Source organism: Ruegeria sp. YKSF070, assembly GCF_059612725.1.
In genome coordinates this window covers 1-14,921 of sequence record NZ_JBXWRD010000080.1, presented here as the reverse complement: position 1 = coordinate 14,921, position 14,921 = coordinate 1, and the positions used below count along the sequence as shown (strand labels likewise).

Sequence of the window (14,921 nt, the reverse complement as noted above, 5' to 3'; positions counted from 1 at the left end):
GCGTGACAGAAAGGCCGCGTCCTTCATCGGGATCGCTGCCTGATAGGCCCAGCGATTGATCACCCAGGCACGCACCTGGTCGGGGGTGCAGTCGCCGCCATGCAGCTTGTGATGGAACGGGTGCTTGTCGTGATAGCGTTCGGCGCCGATGGCGCGCAGCCGGGCCTCAAGGTCTTTGCGGCTCATAGCACGATCTCCAATCCGTCATGGGCCACCTGCCAGCCCTGCCGCGCCACTTCGGCGCGTTCTGCGCCGCCCTCGCGCCAGACCGGATTGGTGTTGTTGATATGGATATAGGTCTTGTTCGCGGCCAGCCCGGAGAGCCGGACCATCGAGCCGTCTTCGCCCGAAATCGGGATATGTCCCATGCGACGCCCGGTCTTGATCCCGGTGCCGCTGCGGATCATTTCGTCATCATCCCAAAGCGTACCGTCGAACAGCAGGTGACCCGCATCCGACAGCCGGTCCAGTAGATCGTCGGGCACATGGGCGCAGCCGGGGATGTAATAGGCGATATTGCGCCCGTCGCTGAGCCGCACCCCCACCGTCTGTTCGCCGATCAGTCCGGTATCGACGCTCTCACCCTCCATGAACAGGGGAACCTTGCCGGGCACTGCGAACAGCATCGCCTCCAGCCCGTCATGCAGCGCAAATGGGGCCTCCAGCGCCACCGGGCGGCGCGCAACCTTGTCGCGGGCCAGCGCGTCGAAGATACGGTTGTCTTCCAGCACTTCGTGAATGCCGGCGGTGGCGAACAGGTCGAAGGGCGTCTGCTCGCGCAGCGACAGAAGCCCGGCGATATGGTCGATATCGCCATTGGTCACCAACACCGAGGCCACGGGAGACCCGCGCAGGCCGTGCGGGTGCAGGACGGGCCTGTCCTGCATCTGCTGGCGGATATCTGGCGAGGCATTCAGGATCGACCAGCGCGACCCGTCCGCCGAAACCGCCAACGACGATTGGCCGGACGACCTGAGTCGCCCGGCACGCGCATCGTTGCAATTGACGCAGCCGCAATTCCATTGCGGCAGGCCCCCACCGGCCGCGGCACCCAGAACGACGATCTTCATCTTCGGGCCTCCGGGGCGGGATTGTGGTTACAGGATCGGGTCGCTGCCGCGACCGCCTTCATCCTCTGCCGGGGCGTACATGTTGATTTCCATGCCGCAGTTCACTTCACGAAGCTTCGGAGCCGTCCAAGCCATTTTTCACCTCCACTGGCTGATTGTCTTATCGGTCAGCCTACCCCTTAGGGCCGGACTGGCAAATGCTCCTTTGGTCGAATGCCGCTCAGGATGTGCTCGCGGTGGCCCCGGACAGAAATCCGCGCAGGGTTTCGGCCGCGATCGGCTTGTGAAACAGCTCCCAGCCTTGCTGCACGCAGATATCGATAACCGCCGGAGAGCGCGAGGCGGTGATGATGCATGACGGTACCGGTCCCAGACGGGTACGGATCATGTTGAGCAGCACGGTCCCCATTTCGCCCCGGTCCAGTTGCAGATCGGCGATCACCGCATCGGGCTGAATGCCCTCGTCGTCGATCAGCGCCAGCGCCTCGGCGATCGAGGCGGAGGGCAGTACACAGACATCCCAGGCTTCCATCGCGATGGTCAGCGCGTTGCGCAATTCGGCATCGTTCTCGACCAGCAGCACGATCAGGCCGTTCAGCCCCGACGGCGCCAGTGCAGGGCCGGAGGTGCGGCGGAAGCTGGTGAAATCGGGCGTCGGCGCCACCGAAAATTCGACCAGAAACCCCGAGCCGCGCCCCACGGTCGAAACCAGATCGAGCGGATGGCCAAGCAAGGCGCAGGCCCGCTCGACAATGGCCAGACCCAGCCCCATCCCCTCGGCGGCAGAGGCGGCGGCGTCGAGGCGCTGGAATTCGCGAAAGATGATGTCACGCTGTTCGGCGGCAATGCCCGGTCCGGTATCCCACACCTCGAGCCGCACGGATTTGCCCCGCCGCCTTACCCCCACCACGATCTTGCCCTTGCGGGTATAGCGGATGGCATTGACGATCAGGTTTTGCGCGATGCGGCGCAAATAGGTAGCATCCGACAGCACAACCGCGCCCGAAGGGATCACCCGCAGTTCCAGCCCCTTGGCGCGGGCGGTGGGGCCCAGTTCTTCGGCCAGTTGTGCCAGGATTACCCCCAGCGGCACCGGGGCGCGATGCACTTCGGCCTTGCCGGAATCCAGCGTCGAGATATCCAGCAGCGCCTCCAGAATGGTCTCGACACTGTCGAGCGAGCGCCGGGCCTTGTCGGCGATCTGGTGAATCTGGGTGGGATCCTGTCCCGGCTCGATCGAGGCCATGTAAAGCTTGGCCGCCGAAAGGGGTTGCAACAGGTCATGGCTGGCCGCCGCGACAAAGCGCGATTTCGAGGCATTGGCACGCTCGGCCTCGGACAGGGCGTCGGCCAGTTCCAGCGTGCGTTCGGCCACCCGCGCCTCGAGCAATTCGTTGGCTTGCCGGATGGCGCGCACGGCGGCGCGTTCGGCAGAGACGTCGCTGAACGAGATCACGAAACCGCGGTCAGGCATCTCCTGCGCATGTACCGACAGGGTCTTGTTCTCGCCCTGGCGGATCTCGAAACCGATCGGCGGGCGGCCATCGGTGGCGGTGATCCAGGCGCGGATGGTTTCCTCGGTGATGCCGTTTGAGTATGAGGCGTTACGGGTAAAACCTTCGAACAGCGAAAAAAAACGCACCCCCATCGAAAAGCGCCGGGCCGGGATCGACAGCATTTCCCCCACTCGCTGGTTCCAGCCTGCCAGCCGACCCTGATTGTCGAAGATGCACACGCCCTGGTCGAGATGTTCCAGTGTGGCGCGTATAAGGCGGGCCTGATCGTCCAGCATCCGGTCGCGTTCCTGCCGCTCCAGCCGCATGATGTCGCTGACATCGGTTTGCAGGATCACGGTGCCGCCATCGGGGGTGCGATGTTCGCTCACCTGAACCCAGCGGCTGCCGACCATGCGGACGTTGAAGATGACATGATCGTCGGTGTGCCGGCGCATCCGTTGCGCCGCCCAGTCACGCGGCGTCTTGTTTTCCGGCAGGGAAAGATAGCGCGAGCCGCTGACCAGATCGACATATTGGCGAAAGGTGATCCCGGGGCGGAAGCGGTCTCGGATATCGGGCATATGCAGGCCAAAGCGCGAGTTGCACATGACCAGCCGCTCGTCGGGATCGAAGAGGGCAAACCCCTCCTGCACCGTCTCGATGGCATTGGCCAAATTTGAACGCGCCTCTTCGGTGGCGCGGTTGGCCTCGGCCAGGCGGGCGTTGGAATCGTTGAGAAGATCGAGCGCGCGTTCCAGGTCGCGGGTGCGGTTGCGCACCTCTTCCTCCAGCAGCGCGGCGCGCTCGAACTGGGCATAGGCCGCGCCCGAGGCATCGGTGGCCTGTTCCACCCGGCGCATCAGCGCGGCGTTGATCTTGGCCAGCTTCTCGATCTGCCGGTCCGGCGTATCGGCGGGGTTGATCAGCGATCCCGGCATGGGGCCTCACATATCGTCGGGCGGGTAGATGGCCACGCCCGTCAGCGTCTGGTTGACATGCATCGAGTTGAACTGTTCCCCGTAAGTAGAGAACCCCACAACACGATTTTCGCGCAGAATATCCGAAAGCGCGCCCAGGACCTGTTTCTGCTGCGCCTCCATCCGGCGCAACAGACAGTCACAGCCCAGGATCACCGCAGGCGGTCCGTCGGCGGCCAGCCGGCCCAGTTCCTCGCGCAGGTGGTCGCGCATGTCGCGCGCCTCGGCCAGGGTTAGCACCAGCCCCTCGTCGATGGCCGAAAAGAACACCAGATCGCCATTCTCGGCCACCCGCTGGATCGAGCGCACATGATGCTGGCCGCCGATACGCACCACGACCGGGTGGGCGGCAAAGGTAAAGGTGGTGAGTTGCTCGGGATCCTTGCCCAGAACACGGGCATATTCGCGCGCGGCTGGTTCGGCATTGAGCTCATGCACCAGCCGCCGGTCGGGATCGGCGCCGGTGACCACCATACGCTGTTCAGTGGGGATCAGGTGGTCGGTCTTGAACACCTGGATCGGGCAGCGGGTGCGCACCTGCATCAGCACGGCGGCATTGCCATGGGCGCGGCCCTCGTGAAACACGAAGGTGGTGCCAAAGCGTTCTCCATCCCCGGCCGAGCCGCCGAACAGCGGCACCGGCCCAAGCCCGATGGCCAGATCCGAGACCAGCCGGTCCTCCAGCGTCGACAAGCCGTCGATCAGCAGAAAATTGAACTCGTGCCCCCAGTCGGGCCGGGCAACGGCCAGATCGTTGCGGGTCTGGATCATCCGGTCGATGATGGCCTGAGCGTCATAATCGCTCAGATCGGGGATCAGCATCGTCTGCGCCTTGAAATAGGCCCGAGGCATGCCGATGGCGACGATCTCTCCCTCGGTATAGCCGGCGGCTGAGATTTCGCCTGCCGTGGTGCAGCCGACAATCCGGGTACCGGGCAAAACCATTGCGGCGCGGGCCAGCAGGGCGGGGATATCCGCCTGGGGCGAAGCCATCAATAGCAACAGTTCCAGTTCGACCGGACCCAGTGCTTCGGACAAGGCCTCGATGGCATGCGGATGGTCGTGGTGCACCGAGGCGGTGCACAACACCTGCGGCGCGGCCTGTGCCGCGCGGATCGGACCCTGACTGAGGTCCAAGCGCTCCTCCCTTTTCTCCCGACTGGCAGGTTATGCCTGTTTCTGCGCCTCTGGCAAGAAACTCGAGAAACTGGTCTTTTTGGCGATCAGCACCGCCTGGGTGCGGCTTTGCACCCCGAGCTTGCGCATGATGGCGGTGACATGCGCCTTGACCGTCGTTTCGGCGATCGACAGGTCATAGGCGATCTGCTTGTTGAGCTTGCCCTCGCAGACCAGTTGCAGGATGCGGGCCTGCTGGTTGGTCAGCGCCGAAAGCCGGGCCAGCGCATCCTCGATCTCGGGCCCGTCGCCCCCATCACTGGCGATATCGACAAAGCCTTCGGGGGTGAAGACGGCGCCGGTCGAGACGGTTTCGATGGCGGTGCGAAACACTTCGCGCTGGGAGTGCTTGGGCACGAAACCGGCCGCACCTGCCTGAATCACGCCCGAAATGACCCGGTTATCGGCCATGGAAGAAACCACGATGACCGGGGCGCGGGCGGCGGTGCGGATGCGGACCAGCCCGTCGAGCCCTTCGACATCGGGCAGGTTGAGGTCGAGGATGACCAGATCGGGGGCAGGGTGGTTGCCAAGCCAGTCCAGCGCCTCCTCGAGCCGGGCCAGCGTCTGCACGGTGCGGATGCCGGACACGGCTTGCAGGGTCATCGACAGGGCGTCACAGAACAGCGGGTGATCGTCGACGATAAGGGCGGAGCGAAGCGGCTGCGCCGGCGAGGTCCCTGCCTGGGTCTGCATGATCCGATCCATAGTTTTGTTCATGCTGCAACTGTAACGCGGGTGCGGCGAAACGCCATTGGCCAAAGGTCTAATATCAGGCTCAACCTCTGGCGGTGGCGGAATTCTGCAAGAATTCCGGGCCGGAAAACATTGTTTTCCGAGCCGTTTTCCCTTGGAAAACGGCGAGCCAACAAAAAACGCGCGCCGTTGGGCGCGCGTTTGTATCAATGGCGATGCCGTCAGTTTGCGGCGGCCAGCTGCTTGGGCAGCTTGAAGGTCCAGAGCAAGCCACCTTGGTTGAGATAGTTCACCTTCTTGGCGACCTCGCCGCCCCAGAGAGGCACCGCGCCACCCCAGCCGGAGATGACCGAGACATATTGCTCGCCGCCCATCTCCCAGGTGACGGGCTGGCCGACAATGCCCGAGCCGGTCTGGAACGACCACAGGATCTCGCCGGTTTCATCGTCAAAGGCGATGAACTTGCCCTCGGGCGTGCCGGTGAACACCAGCCCGCCGGCGGTGGTCATCACGCCACCCCAAAGCGGGGCGTCGTTCTTGAACTCCCACTTCAGCTCGCCGGTATCCGGATCGATCGCCTTGAGGCTGCCGATATGGTCCTCGTAGTTCGGCTTGATGGTAAAGCCCGCGCCCAGATAGGCCGCGCCCTTCTTGTAGGTGATCGGTTCGTTCCAGATGTCCATGCCCCATTCGTTCGAGGGCACATAGAAGTTGCCGGTCTTCTGGCTGAAGGCCATCGGCATCCAGTTCTTGCCGCCCAGGAAGGACGGAGAAGCAAAGATCACCTCGCCCTTGGCGCCATCCGCCGCCGCGGCCGGGTCGCCCGGACGGTTGTCCTCGTTGAAGATCGGGCGGCCGTTCTCATCGAGGCCCGAGGCCCAGGTGATATCCTTGACGAACGGCACGCCGCGCACGAACTTGCCGTCCTCGCGGTTCAGCACATAGAAGAACCCGTTGCGGTCGGCTGTGGCCCAGCGCTTGTTGCCGTCGCGGTCGGTATAGGCCACGACCTCGTTCACACCGTCATAGTCCCAGCCTTCGCGCGGGGTGGTCTGGAAATGCCACTTGATCTCGCCATTGTCGGGATTGATGCCGATGCGCGAGGCGGCATAGAGGTTGTCGCCCGAACCATCGTTGTTCTGACCGGCATCGCGCAGCCAGCTGTTCCAGGGGGCGGGGTTGCCCGCGCCAAAGACCAGCGTATCGGTCTCGGCGTCATAGGAACCGCCCAGCCAGGTGGCGCCACCGCCGGTTTTCCACATGTCGCCCGGCCAGGTCGCGTTCAGCGTGCCGGTCATGGTGCTTTCTTCGCCCTTGAAGGTGCCCATGTGGCCTTCGATCACGGGTCGGGTCCAGACCATCTCGCCGGTCTCGGCGTCGCGCGCCTGCACCTCGCCCACGATGCCGAACTCACCGCCCGAGTTGCCGGTGATCACCAGCCCCTTCACGATCAGCGGCGCGGCGGTATAGGAATAGCCTGCTTTGTAATCGGCGATCTTCTTGTTCCAGACGACATCGCCGGTTTTCAGGTCAAGCGCCACGATGCGGGCGTCGAGTGTGCCGAAATAGATCTTGTCACCATAGATGGCGCCGCCCCGGTTGATCACGTCGCAGCAGGGCAGGATGCCCTCGGGCAGTCGGGCGTCATATTGCCAGAGCTCTTCGCCGGTGTTGACGTCGATGGCATACATCCGGCTGTAGGAGCCGGTGATATACATCACCCCGTCATGGATCAGCGGCTGGGTTTCCTGCCCGCGCTGCTTTTCGCCGCCAAGGCTGAAGGCCCAGGCGGGCATCAGGTTCTTGACGTTGTCCTTGTTCAGAATGTCCAGCGGGCTATAGCGCTGCAAATGCCGGCCCATGCCGTTGGTCAATACGCTGGACGTGTTGGCCGTGTCATTGGCCAGATCCTCTTCGGTGACACCGGCCGCCAGCGCGGCGCTGTGCCAGCCCGCTGTCGCGACCAGGCCCGCCACTGCGGCCATGATGATCTTGTTCATCGGTTTCCTCCCTTGCATCCTCTCCAAGCCGAACTACCCCAAACCGCGGGTTTTTGGCTGAGCGGTATTATTGGAACGAAGCCGCTCGCGCGAAATTGAACAAAGGTCGTAGGGTTAACTTGAAGCCGGAAGGACAGGCGACAGCAAAATGCACTCGTGCCGTCGGTTCGGCGCGCTTGGCATTGATCTATCGGTACAAGTTTGGCGTTTTAAAGGCTGAAATATATGAAAAAAGTTCTGACTTGAAACCAGCGCCGGATCGCTCTGTCCGGCGCCGGGATCCGGGTTCAGTCCGAGATCTTCTTGGGGTCGCGGGTGCTGAGGCTGGCCAGATAGGCAAGAATGAAATCCTGCACGGTGCGGTCCTCGATTCCGACATGGCGCATCTTTGTGCCGGGCATGAAGCCGGTATTGTCCTCCATCCAGGCGCGCAGCGCGGCAGGCGTCCAGACGATACCCGAGGCCTCGAGCGCGATGGAATAATCATAGTCGGGATAGGTACCGGCCCCGCGCCCCAGCACGTTTTCCAGCGGTGGGCCATAGCTCTCATGATCAGTGTCCGAGGCATGGCAGCGCCGGCATTCGGCATCATAGAGCGCCTCACCGGCCTCGATCTTGATCTGTTCGAATTTGGTATCGGCCAGGGCGGGTGAAGCCGCCATCATCAGCGCCAGCGCATAGGAAACAGGTCTCATTTCTCACTCCTGAATGAGGTCCCCGCCGGGGCGGGTGCAAGCGCGCGTTTCCTGCCGCAGTCTTAACAAGCGCAGGAGCGGTTTTCCCTTGTTCTTTGGTCGAAGGCGGGACGGCTCAACCCTTGCGCCGCAGCAGGCCGCGCGCCGGGTCATATCCCCAGAAGGCAAGGCCCAGAAACACTGCCCCCGCCAGCACGGTCCAGCCCAGCGCGGGTCCGTTGAACTGGCCGTAGAGCGCAAAGCGGATCAGCTCGACCGCATGGGTGAACGGGTTCAGCGCGCAGATATCGCGCAAAAGGGTCGAGCTTTCGGCCATCTTCCACAGCGGGTAAAGCGCGGTAGACAAAAAGAACATCGGAAAGATGACAAAGTTCATCACGCCCGCGAAATTTTCCAGCTGCCGGATCAGCGAGGACAGCGCCAGCCCCAGCGCACCCAGCATGATGCCCGCAACCACCAGCGCCGGCAGCACCGCCACATATCCCAGCGCCGGCAGTTGGATGCCAAAGGCCGCCGCCACCGCCAGAAAGCAATAGGTTTGCAGGATCGAAATGGCGGTCGAGGCAAGCAGCCGGCAGAACAAGAGCCACCAGCGCGGCAGAGGCGAGGTCAAGAGCAGCCGCATCGAGCCCATCTCGCGGTCATAGACCAGGCTGAGGCTGGATTGCATGCCGTTGAACAGGGCAATCATCCCGCACAGGCCCGGCACGATATAGACCTCGTAAGTGATATAGGTCTGATAGGGCGGTGTGATCGACAGGCCCAGCGCGGCGCGAAACCCGGCGGCAAAGACCAGCAGCCAGATCAGCGGCCGCACCAGCGCCGCCACGAACCGCCCCCGCTGGCGGACAAAGCGCAGCGCCTCGCGCAGGACGATGGCGCGCAGGGCGATCAGCGCAGCGTTCATGCCCGTTCCCCGATGCGATCAGAGGTCTGGGACAGGAAATGCTCGCGCAGGGGCAGCGCCCCGCGCAGCGCGCCCGCGGTGCCGTCCTGCAACAGCCGCCCGCGATGCAGGATCAGCAACTGGTCGTCATCCTCGATCTCGTCGGTCAGATGGGTCGCCCAGAGCACGGTCAGCCCCCGCTCGCGCGACAGCGCATGCACATGATCGGTGATCGCCTTGCGGCTGGCCGCATCCAGCCCCACGGTCGGTTCGTCCAGCAGCAGCACCGAGGGGTCGTGGATCAGCGCGCGCGCGATCTCGGTCCGGCGCCGGTGGCCGCCATTCAGGTCGCGGGCGCGCTCGTGGGCGCGGTCGCTCAGGTCGAGCCGCTCCAGCGCCGCGGCGATCCGGGTTTGCGCGGTGCGCCCCGACAGCCCGTGCAGCGCGGCGAAATAGGTCAGGTTGCGCATCACGCTGAGATCTAGATCCAGCGTCGGCTGCTGGAATACGACCCCGATCCGCGCCAGCGCCGCGCGCGGGTTTTGCGACAGGTCATGCCCGGCGACCGAGATCCGGCCCGAACGTGTGATAAAAAGCCGGGTCAGCAAGGAAAACAGCGTCGATTTCCCCGCACCATTGGGCCCCAGCAACGCCGCAAACCGGCCCGGCGCCACGTCAAAGCTGACTGCGTCCAGCGCCCGGCGGCTGCCATAGGAATAGTCGAGATTTCGGACACTTAGCCCTGTCACTTGATGGTGATCTCCAACCGCTGGGTTTCGCCGGTGCTGCCCGGTACCTTCAGGTAATAGCGGCCCGGCTTGATCGCGACAAAGCCTATCTCCATCTCGCCCGCCTCGTCGAATTCGACCGAATCAAGGCCCAGCGGCCGGATCTCCAACCCCTCGACCACGATCTCGTCGATCCAGATGGCGCGAAAGAACTCAGGGCCCACCAGCGCCAGTTCCTGGCTGCCGTCGCCCTGGATCTCGAACTCGTAGTAAGTGCCCGATTGCAGCACCCAAGGTGCGTCGGCCAGCGGCATTCCTGCTGACAGGATGATCGGCGGCAGGTCTTCCTTGTTCTTGGCCGAGAGCAGCCCGGCCAGACCGAGCCGACCATCGTCGCCGTCGGCCAGTGCGCTCAGGGGCAGGGCTGCAACCAGAAGGGCGGCAAGACAGGGTTTCATCATCATGTGTCCTTTCCTCTCACGGGCGCAGGGCGGCGCCCCAGGGGAAGCGCCCGACCTTGATGGATTTGATCGCCTCGCGGCGGGCCACGTCGATCACCGTCACGTCGCCCGAAACGCCGTTGGTGGTGAACAAAAGCGACTTGTCGCTGTTGAACGCCATGTGCCAGACCCGGCGGCCGACAAGGATGTAATCGACCACCTCGTAGGTGGCGGTATCCACCACCGCCACGTGGTTGGAAGGGCCAAGCGCTACAAAGGCGGTTTTCTCATCCGCCGTCAGCTCGAACCCGACCGGCTGCACCCGGTCGGGATGCACGCCCTTGACCTCGAAGGCAATCTTGGCCTTTTCGACCTGCGTGGCCACGTCGAACACGGTCACGGTGCCACCGATCTCGGAGCTGACCCACAGCTCGGCCCCGCCATGCACGAATTCGGCGTGGCGCGGGCGGGCATCGACCAGCGTATTGGCAAAGAGCTGGCGCGTCTCGGTGTCGATCCAATGCGCCATGTTGGTGGTTTCAGAAGTGGTGATGGCGATGCGGCCATCGGGGCTGACCGCCATGCCCTCGGGCTCGATGCCCACGTCGATCTGGGCGATGACCCGGCGGGTTTCGGTATCGACAACGGTGGTGATCGCGTCATCCTCGTTGGCGATATAGAGATGCCGATCATTGGGGTGCAGGACAAATTGCTCGGGGTCTTCGCCCGAAGGCAGGTCATGCAGGATCTCACCCGTCTCGGGGTCCATCACCTGCACCGTGTCGCTGTCCGAGGCACAGATATAGACCCGGCTGAAATCGTGGGAAAAGGTGATGCCGCGCGGCCGCTCGCCGGTGGCGATGGTGCGCACCACCTCGAGCGTTGCGACGTCGATCACGCTGATCGTGTCGTCCTTTTCATTGGTGACCCAGATTTCCTCTGCGGCCAGCGGCGCGGCGAGGGTCAGGGCCAAAAGGGCAAGGGCAGTCCGCATGGGGGTCACTCCTGAAACGCGGTGCAACGGGATTCGGGCGCGTCGAGGCCCAGCGTGTCAAGTTCGCTGCGCTGGTGCAGGAATCCCTCGACCGGGGCCTGCATCACCACCGCGCGTTCGGTAACCACCGGGATCGGCTGGCGCAGCTGGCCGTTCCAGTGGCGAAAGTTCATCGGGCGACCTTTGAACCCGGCCAGTTCGAAGGCATCCGACAGGATATAGGCGCGCAGGGTGGCGGGATCGGTGTTGTTGGTGCGTGTGACCGCCTCGCCCAGCACGCGCAGCGCCGCCCAGGCGGCATAGTCGCGCGGTTGCATGTCGCGGCCGGTCTGGTCCCAGAACCGCGATTGCAGCTGCGCCGCGCCCCATTGTTCCACCACCCGCGACCAGGCCACCGGCACCAGCCCCTCGGACCCGGCCACCGGGCGTGGGGTCCAGGTGTTATAGGCGATGTAGCGCCCGAAATCGCCGATCTCGTCGGCAATGAGCAGCATGTCATGCTCGGCGAAATCCTGAGTGAACAGCGGCACTTCCTGGCTGGCATTGCGGCGCATGTCGGCGTCAAAGGGCCATGGTGTGTCAGCCACCATCTTCAGGCCGAACTTGGCCGCCGAGCGACGGAGCGCCTCGGCATAGGCCAGATCCGGGGCGCCATGGCCGGTGATCATGGCCAGCCTCGAGAATCGTTTGCGCTGCAAGACCTGCATCAGCGCATCCGCCCGCATCGCCAGCGAGGGCGCCGTGTGCAGCAGGTTGGCGCGGCAGTCCGCATCGCGCAGCGCGGTCTCTTCGGCAGCGGCGTTAAACAACAGCGCGCCCTCGGCCTCGGCCAGATCGGCGATGCGCAGCACCGCCTCGGCGGGGGCGTCGATGACCAGCATTTGCGCCTCGGCCAGCGCCGCCCGCGCCGCTGCCTCCAGATCGCCGCCGATCGGCACCTCATGCGTATCGAGCGTATAGGTCTGACCCAGAAACCGACCGCTGGTCCGGTTGTCCTCCAGCCCCAGACGGGCACCGTCGAGGCCCAGCCCGGCGGGCTCGGGGTCGAGATTGGACAAGACCGGCGGGCGCTCAACTTCCTGCCGCAGATAGGCCACGCGCAACTGCACCTCACCCAGGGCGGGCAGGGCGGCCATTCCCATCGCCAGTGCGGCGATGATCGGTCTCAGCAGGCTGTGCACGCGCATTCTCTCTCCCTTGTCGGCCAAGGCTAAAGCGCGCGTGCGGGGCGGTTCTATTCGACCAAAGTCCACATTCCCCGGCAGATCAAACCAAGGTCGAATACCAGCGCAGGGTTCGAGGCGTTATCACCAGCCCCGAACGAGGAGACTGGAGGACCGCAGATGATCAACGCTGCAAAAGCAGGCGCATTGGGCCTGTTCCTGAGCGCGGGAATGGCGCTGGCGCATGGAGACGTCGCGCCGCAACCCGTCAACACCGACGCTCTGCCCGAAGTGGGCGAGGAATGGCTGATCGAGAACCCCTATCGCGCCGAGGCGGCGGGAGAAGAGGTCTGGGCCGCCGCCATCCGGATCGGCGATTCCGGCTATAACCAGAACTGCGCGCGCTGCCATGGGCTGGGCGTGGTGTCAGGCGGTCTGGCGCCGGACCTGCGCTATCTCGAGGCCGCCGAATACGGTGATGAATGGTATGTCGAGCGGTTCCGCCATGGCTATACCCAGAACGGGATCACCAAGATGCCCGGCTTTGGCGAACTGCTTGGCCAAAAGGCCGCCTGGGCCATCCGCACCTATATCGAGACCCGGCCCGACGACGGGGCGCTCGACGCCCATACGCCGCGCCTGAAGGAGATCCGCGACCAGCTTGCAGCAGGCGAGGGCGATGCCGCCGTATTGGCTGCCGAACTGACCCAGATCGCCGCCGAGGTCGAGACCGCCTCGGGCGCGCCCGTGGCCGACAGCGCCGCCTCGCGCGCGGCGACCCTGATCTCGGGCGATGCGCCTGATTTCACCGCCGCTGCCGAGGCGCTGACCATCGGCCTGTCGGCGGCCCATTGAGCATGGCGCGGGCGGGGGCGCTGCGGGTCGCGCTGGCGGTGTTGCTGCTCGGGACCGGCTTGGCGCCGGCCTGGGCACAGACCCGCTGCGCCGATCACGTGCCCCAGGCCCGCCCGCAGAATGCGAGCCGCGATATCGTCGGCGCCGATCTGGACACGATCCAGGAACGCGGCTGGATATCCTTCGCCGTCTACGAGGACTATCCACCCTGGAGCTGGGAAGAGAACGGTGCGCCAAAGGGTGTCGATATCGATCTGGGCCACCTGATCGCCGGGGAACTGGGGGTCGAGGCCCGTTTTACCCTGGTCGCGGCGGGCGAGAACCTCGAGGCCGATCTGCGCAACTGGATCTGGAAGGGGCCCATCGTGGGTGGGCGGGTCGCCAATGTGATGCTGCATGTGCCCTATGACAGCAACTTTGCCTGCCGGGTCGAACAGGTGGTGTTCACAGGACAATACCATGTGGAGCGGATGGGGATCGCCTTTGGCAAGGCAGAGTATCCCGAGGACAAACCGGTCCCGGCCTATTTCCGCTTTGACACGGTTGGGGTTGAGAACGACTCGATTGCCGATTTCTACCTGACCGCCTTTCCCGGCGGTCAGCTGCGCGGCAATATCCGCCGCTATCCCGACATGGGCGCGGCGATGGCCGGGCTGGCGGCGGGCGAGGTCAAGACCGCGATGGGGCCGCTGGCGCAACTGGAACATGGACTGACCGCGGATCTGGATGTGCACAGCCCGCCCTTGCCGGGATTTGCGACCGGCAGCTGGACCGTCGGGGTGGGGGTGCATTTCGCCTATCGCCCGCTGGCCTATGCCGTCGACGATGCTATCGTTGCCGGGATAGGCGACGGTCGGATCCAAGAAATTTTCCGCAGCTACGGGCTGACTTTTTCACCACCCGAGCTGCGCTGACAGGGCGATCGACGTGCCCCGCAGGCGGCCCTTCCGGGGACGTCTACACCCAAGGTCGAATGGAACAACCCGACCGCGCCGCGTAGCGTGGTCGCAACGGACGGAGACGAACGACATGGAACTGAGCGATTCAAAGGTGATCGCGGCGGACCGGGAAACGGTCTGGGCGGCGCTGCTCTCGCCCGATGTGCTGAAGGACTGCGTGCCCGGCTGCCAGGAGATGAGTGGCAGCGCCGAGGACGGGTTCGAGGCCACGGTGGTGCAAAAGGTCGGGCCGGTGAAAGCCACGTTCAAGGGCAGCGTGACGCTGTCCGAGATGGTGGCGCCCGAAAGCCTGACCCTGACCGGCGAGGGCAAGGGCGGGGCCGCGGGTTTTGCCAAGGGCGAGGCACGCGTGCGGCTGGAGGCGAGCGAGGATGGCACAACGCTGCTGTCCTACGAGGTCGAGGCCAAGGTCGGTGGCAAGCTCGCTCAGCTGGGCAGCCGGATCATCGACGGGTTCGCGCGCAAGATGGCCGACCAGTTCTTCACCCGCTTTCAGGAAGTGGTCGAGGGACCGGGTGAGACCGATAGTCCGGAGGTCGCGGAAGGGTCCGGCGAGGTCAGGAAAAAGGGGTGGTTCAAGCGGGTTATTTCCGGCTGAACCGGTGCAAGAGAGAACGACAAGGGAGGATTATTGTGTCTGAGATAGAGATGGTCGTGAATGGGCGCAGCATGCGGGGGCCGGTAGAGTCCCGAGATTTGCTGGTTGATTTTTTGCGTGAGGGTTTGTCGCTGACGGGGACGCATGTTGGGTGTGACACGGGTCAGTGCGGAGCGTGCGTGGTGCAT

17 protein-coding genes are annotated in these 14,921 nt (G+C 64.3%); 4 read left to right on the top strand and 13 right to left on the bottom strand.

Annotation, left to right across the window (positions count from 1 at the left end):
• The 13 genes from AC2FL1_RS22455 to AC2FL1_RS22395 all read right to left on the bottom strand — a co-directional run.
• Window positions 1-186, bottom strand: a 186-nt coding sequence (locus AC2FL1_RS22455; protein ID WP_496878397.1) for a thiaminase II/PqqC family protein, incomplete at its 3' end; no start/stop codon positions are given.
• The gene (gene pqqB / locus AC2FL1_RS22450) at window positions 183-1,070 is read right to left on the bottom strand and encodes a pyrroloquinoline quinone biosynthesis protein PqqB (RefSeq protein WP_496830470.1); all 888 of its coding nucleotides are present in this window, start codon (window positions 1,068-1,070) and stop codon (window positions 183-185) included. The genes AC2FL1_RS22455 and pqqB, both read right to left, overlap by 4 nt.
• Before the next feature lie 27 nt (window positions 1,071-1,097).
• Window positions 1,098-1,205, bottom strand: coding sequence for a pyrroloquinoline quinone precursor peptide PqqA (gene pqqA, locus AC2FL1_RS22445; protein ID WP_496830468.1), 108 nt, complete (start codon window positions 1,203-1,205; stop codon window positions 1,098-1,100).
• A gap of 85 nt (window positions 1,206-1,290) precedes the next feature.
• Window positions 1,291-3,504 carry a hybrid sensor histidine kinase/response regulator gene (locus AC2FL1_RS22440; RefSeq protein ID WP_496830466.1) on the bottom strand — a complete coding sequence of 738 codons (2,214 nt, stop codon included), beginning with the start codon at window positions 3,502-3,504 and terminating at the stop codon, window positions 1,291-1,293.
• 6 nt (window positions 3,505-3,510) lie between these two features.
• Complete coding sequence (locus tag AC2FL1_RS22435; protein ID WP_496878396.1) at window positions 3,511-4,680, bottom strand: FIST N-terminal domain-containing protein; 1,170 nt, start codon at window positions 4,678-4,680, stop codon at window positions 3,511-3,513.
• Between the two features lie 30 nt (window positions 4,681-4,710).
• Entirely contained in the window at window positions 4,711-5,415 is a 705-nt protein-coding gene (locus tag AC2FL1_RS22430; protein WP_234138120.1) for a response regulator, read from the bottom strand.
• A 221-nt stretch (window positions 5,416-5,636) separates the two neighbouring features.
• On the bottom strand, window positions 5,637-7,415 hold the full coding sequence (locus tag AC2FL1_RS22425) for a PQQ-dependent methanol/ethanol family dehydrogenase (protein WP_496830463.1): 1,779 nt from the start codon (window positions 7,413-7,415) through the stop codon (window positions 5,637-5,639).
• Between the two features lie 287 nt (window positions 7,416-7,702).
• Window positions 7,703-8,110 carry a c-type cytochrome gene (locus AC2FL1_RS22420; protein WP_496830461.1) on the bottom strand — a complete coding sequence of 136 codons (408 nt, stop codon included), beginning with the start codon at window positions 8,108-8,110 and terminating at the stop codon, window positions 7,703-7,705.
• A gap of 115 nt (window positions 8,111-8,225) precedes the next feature.
• Window positions 8,226-9,017: an ABC transporter permease gene (locus AC2FL1_RS22415; RefSeq protein ID WP_496878395.1), complete on the bottom strand. Its 792-nt coding sequence runs from the start codon at window positions 9,015-9,017 to the stop codon at window positions 8,226-8,228.
• A complete protein-coding gene (locus tag AC2FL1_RS22410; RefSeq protein ID WP_496878394.1) occupies window positions 9,014-9,745 on the bottom strand; it encodes an ABC transporter ATP-binding protein in 732 nt (243 codons plus the stop codon). The genes AC2FL1_RS22415 and AC2FL1_RS22410 overlap by 4 nt, the downstream gene beginning before the upstream one ends.
• On the bottom strand, window positions 9,742-10,185 hold the full coding sequence (locus AC2FL1_RS22405) for a hypothetical protein (protein ID WP_496830516.1): 444 nt from the start codon (window positions 10,183-10,185) through the stop codon (window positions 9,742-9,744). Before AC2FL1_RS22405 ends, AC2FL1_RS22410 begins: the two co-directional genes overlap by 4 nt.
• Before the next feature lie 16 nt (window positions 10,186-10,201).
• Window positions 10,202-11,158, bottom strand: coding sequence for a YVTN family beta-propeller repeat protein (locus AC2FL1_RS22400; protein WP_496878393.1), 957 nt, complete (start codon window positions 11,156-11,158; stop codon window positions 10,202-10,204).
• 5 nt (window positions 11,159-11,163) lie between these two features.
• Window positions 11,164-12,345, bottom strand: a complete 1,182-nt coding sequence (locus AC2FL1_RS22395) for an ABC transporter substrate-binding protein (protein ID WP_496878392.1) — start codon at window positions 12,343-12,345, stop codon at window positions 11,164-11,166.
• 156 nt (window positions 12,346-12,501) lie between these two features.
• Here AC2FL1_RS22395 and pedF point away from each other — a divergent pair, with 156 nt between their 5' ends.
• The 4 genes from pedF to AC2FL1_RS22375 all read left to right on the top strand — a co-directional run.
• Window positions 12,502-13,176, top strand: a complete 675-nt coding sequence (gene pedF / locus AC2FL1_RS22390; protein WP_496878391.1) for a cytochrome c-550 PedF — start codon at window positions 12,502-12,504, stop codon at window positions 13,174-13,176.
• 2 nt (window positions 13,177-13,178) lie between these two features.
• Complete coding sequence (locus AC2FL1_RS22385) at window positions 13,179-14,090, top strand: substrate-binding periplasmic protein (RefSeq protein ID WP_496878399.1); 912 nt, start codon at window positions 13,179-13,181, stop codon at window positions 14,088-14,090.
• A gap of 115 nt (window positions 14,091-14,205) precedes the next feature.
• Window positions 14,206-14,733 (top strand): SRPBCC family protein, encoded by a 528-nt coding sequence (locus AC2FL1_RS22380; protein ID WP_496830447.1) that lies wholly within the window; start codon window positions 14,206-14,208, stop codon window positions 14,731-14,733.
• 50 nt (window positions 14,734-14,783) lie between these two features.
• A partial coding sequence (locus AC2FL1_RS22375) for a 2Fe-2S iron-sulfur cluster-binding protein (protein WP_496878398.1) occupies window positions 14,784-14,921 on the top strand: 138 nt, incomplete at its 3' end.

Excerpts from the sequence above, each read along its gene's own strand:
- pedF (WP_496878391.1), top strand. The coding sequence starts at position 12,502 with ATGATCAACGCTGCAAAAGCAGGCGCATTGGGCCTGTTCCTGAGCGCG.
- AC2FL1_RS22395 (WP_496878392.1), bottom strand. The coding sequence starts at position 12,345 with ATGCGCGTGCACAGCCTGCTGAGACCGATCATCGCCGCACTGGCGATG.
- AC2FL1_RS22400 (WP_496878393.1), bottom strand. The coding sequence starts at position 11,158 with ATGCGGACTGCCCTTGCCCTTTTGGCCCTGACCCTCGCCGCGCCGCTG.
- AC2FL1_RS22385 (WP_496878399.1), top strand. The coding sequence starts at position 13,179 with ATGGCGCGGGCGGGGGCGCTGCGGGTCGCGCTGGCGGTGTTGCTGCTC.
- AC2FL1_RS22415 (WP_496878395.1), bottom strand. The coding sequence starts at position 9,017 with ATGAACGCTGCGCTGATCGCCCTGCGCGCCATCGTCCTGCGCGAGGCG.
- pqqB (WP_496830470.1), bottom strand. The coding sequence starts at position 1,070 with ATGAAGATCGTCGTTCTGGGTGCCGCGGCCGGTGGGGGCCTGCCGCAA.
- AC2FL1_RS22405 (WP_496830516.1), bottom strand. The coding sequence starts at position 10,185 with ATGATGAAACCCTGTCTTGCCGCCCTTCTGGTTGCAGCCCTGCCCCTG.
- AC2FL1_RS22440 (WP_496830466.1), bottom strand. The coding sequence starts at position 3,504 with ATGCCGGGATCGCTGATCAACCCCGCCGATACGCCGGACCGGCAGATC.
- AC2FL1_RS22380 (WP_496830447.1), top strand. The coding sequence starts at position 14,206 with ATGGAACTGAGCGATTCAAAGGTGATCGCGGCGGACCGGGAAACGGTC.
- AC2FL1_RS22430 (WP_234138120.1), bottom strand. The coding sequence starts at position 5,415 with ATGCAGACCCAGGCAGGGACCTCGCCGGCGCAGCCGCTTCGCTCCGCC.
- AC2FL1_RS22425 (WP_496830463.1), bottom strand. The coding sequence starts at position 7,415 with ATGAACAAGATCATCATGGCCGCAGTGGCGGGCCTGGTCGCGACAGCG.
- AC2FL1_RS22420 (WP_496830461.1), bottom strand. The coding sequence starts at position 8,110 with ATGAGACCTGTTTCCTATGCGCTGGCGCTGATGATGGCGGCTTCACCC.
- pqqA (WP_496830468.1), bottom strand. The coding sequence starts at position 1,205 with ATGGCTTGGACGGCTCCGAAGCTTCGTGAAGTGAACTGCGGCATGGAA.